Annotated in this window: 3 protein-coding genes; 1 reads left to right on the plus strand and 2 read right to left on the minus strand. The window is 26.5% G+C overall.

Annotated features, from left to right (window positions below):
- Position 1: 1 nt before the first annotated feature.
- Positions 2–460 (plus strand): CvpA family protein, encoded by a 459-nt coding sequence (locus tag EZH24_RS09975; RefSeq protein ID WP_236847157.1) that lies wholly within the window; start codon positions 2–4, stop codon positions 458–460.
- Between the two features lie 18 nt (positions 461–478).
- On the opposite strand, the gene EZH24_RS09980 is transcribed toward EZH24_RS09975, so the two are convergent.
- A complete protein-coding gene (locus EZH24_RS09980) occupies positions 479–1726 on the minus strand; it encodes a M23 family metallopeptidase (protein WP_137998997.1) in 1248 nt (415 codons plus the stop codon).
- 84 nt (positions 1727–1810) lie between these two features.
- The gene (locus EZH24_RS09985) at positions 1811–2599 is read right to left on the minus strand and encodes a tetratricopeptide repeat protein (RefSeq protein WP_137998998.1); all 789 of its coding nucleotides are present in this window, start codon (positions 2597–2599) and stop codon (positions 1811–1813) included.
- Between the last annotated feature and the right edge of the window lie 56 nt (positions 2600–2655).

Genomic DNA, 2655 nt, shown 5'->3' on the forward strand with positions numbered 1-2655 from the left:
AATAATAATTTTAGGTTTTATTTTTTTATACGGTTTTTATAAAGGAATAATTTCGATAACCGTTCCAATAGCAGCGATAATAATAACTTTTATAATAGCGCCTTTAATATATAATAATTTGTCAAAAATTTTTAATCATTCCGTTATTTTAAAAATAATTTCTTTTATAGCGAGTTATTCAATAATTCGCATAATTTTATCTAAAGCGGAAGACAACATAAAAAAATTACTAAAAATTATATTTTTGGGTTGGGTCGATAGACTTCTTGGAGCGATAGTTTTGACTTTAGTCGCATGCATAATAATCGTTTTTATTTCTTCAATTATAATGATTTTACCGCCAGAAATTTTAAAACCCGAATATTCGAATCAAATTCAAAATTCTACAATTCTAAATTTGATTTATAAATTCTTAAACGCAAATCTTTATATAGAAAAATTTTATTTTGATTTTGCATAAATTTTTTATAAAAATAATTTATCGTCTAACGAGGAATTTTCTTATTGGAATAAAATCGGCGGGATTCAAAGCCTCTCCGTTTCTTCTCACTTCAAAATGCAAATGGCTTCCAGTGGAATTTCCCGTGCTTCCCATTCTTCCTATCATAACTCCGACTCCGACATTGTCTCCAATTTTCGCGGTTATTCTGTTAAGATGTCCGTAATAAGTCGTGTAGCCTTTATCATGACGAACGATTACCAAATTTCCGTATCCTCCGCTATAGCCCGCAAATATTACTTTTCCTTTTCTTGCCGCATAAACGGGAGTATTCAAAATTCCTGGAATATCGACTCCCATGTGTTTCGTTCTAACGCCCGTAATAGGATGAATTCTATAACCGAAAACGCTGCTTATTCTATTTACGATTGTAGGCAGACTAAACATTTGTCCGAATTTGTCTATCCTTTCGTCCAAAGTATATCTTGCTCCTGGCAAAAATATATCGTCTCCGATTTTTATATCGGAAACATTTTTGATTTTATTGAAAGCCAAAATTCTATTTAATTGAATATCGTATTTATCGGCGACTTCTTCTATTTTTTCGTTTTCATTAATCGTATGCAATAATCCGTTTCTATTTGGAATTATAATTTTCTGTCCTGGACTCAATTTATTCGCGTTGCTTATTTTATTTACGCTAACCAAAGTATCCAAACTCGCTCCGATTTTTCGCGATATTGTCGTGAGATTTTCTCCTTCCCCAATCGTATATTCTTCGTATTTGATTCCGATTGTTCCATCGCTATTTAAAGTGTAATCGGAAGTTATATAATCGTAAAAAATGCCAGAAACTTTTCCGTTTATATTTTCAACGGAAGGAAGCGAAGTGATTTTAGGAATATTTAATAAAACTTCTTCCATTTCGTTATTGGTAGCGGGACTCATTTCGGACAATATTTTTTTGTAAGTTTCGTCCGAACTGTCGGATTTTTTGACGCTCATTGAATAATTGGATTTGTTTTTTACGGCAAATATTAAAAAATTGAATAATAAAACGAAAATTATTAATAATGAAATTTGAATTTTTCTATTTTGTAATAAATCCGTTATTTTTGAAAAATCGAAATTCATTAAAAAACTTTCGGCTTTATTTTTAAAATATTCAAAAAGTAAATTTATATTTTTCTTCAAACTATTTATTAAATTCTTTTTTAAGCTTTTTTTTCTTGCGCTTCTTTTATAACTTCTCAAAACTTTCGTGTATTTAATTTGTTTATTTCTCATAATCTTTATTTGCTAATTATTATTTTTAATTTTATATCTTAAATAGTATATATAATTTTTATTATATTGTCAACTTAAATTTTATTATTTTATATTTTCCAAAATTTTATTATAATTGGACATGCTTTCATAATCGCCTATTCGTTCGTATAATTTCAAAATATCCGTCAAAGCTTCTTTATCGTTTTTATCTATTTCCAAAATTCTTTTCAAATAATAAATTACTTCGTTTCCGTTTTCATTAATATCTCTTTTAAGTAAAGACAATAATTCTTTTATAATTTCAATATTCGATTCGTCAAGTTTAATCGCTTCTTCAAAATATTTTTTAGCGTTATCGTAATCGTTTTTCAAAATATACGCGTTTGCAAGTCGGTAATAATATTTATAATAATTTTTTAATTTCAAAGCGTTATTATAATTTTCAATAGAAGATTCAATATCGCTTAAAATCGCGTCCACTTTATATTTGCTATAATGCATACATCCCAAAGAATATAGATAATAATGATTTTTTTTGTTAAGACAATTTTGAATATTTATTGCCAAATCGTTTATTATTTCGCTATTCGTTTTATCAATTTTATTCATTAAATATTCCAAATAATCAATATTGAAATAAATATTTTCTTTATGGAAATCGTAAAATAATCTATAAATATCGCTATTTTCTAAAATTATTTTTTGATAATAATATCCTAAAAGCGAAGTATAATCTTCTTCCGTTATATAAGTAATTCGATTATTCGAGTTGTCATAAACATCTTTTAAAAGTTTATTTATAGAATCAAATAGATTTTCTTCTTTTGAATAAACGCTTTTTTCAATCCATTCTCTCGGTTTTTCGTTGTCAAAAATAATATAATTAAGCAAAATTCCGTTTTTAAAAATTGAATATGATTAGATTTTTAAAAAATAGTTTTATAATA

The sequence above is a fragment of the Brachyspira catarrhinii genome, assembly GCF_005518285.1.
Taxonomy (GTDB): domain Bacteria; phylum Spirochaetota; class Brachyspiria; order Brachyspirales; family Brachyspiraceae; genus Brachyspira; species Brachyspira catarrhinii.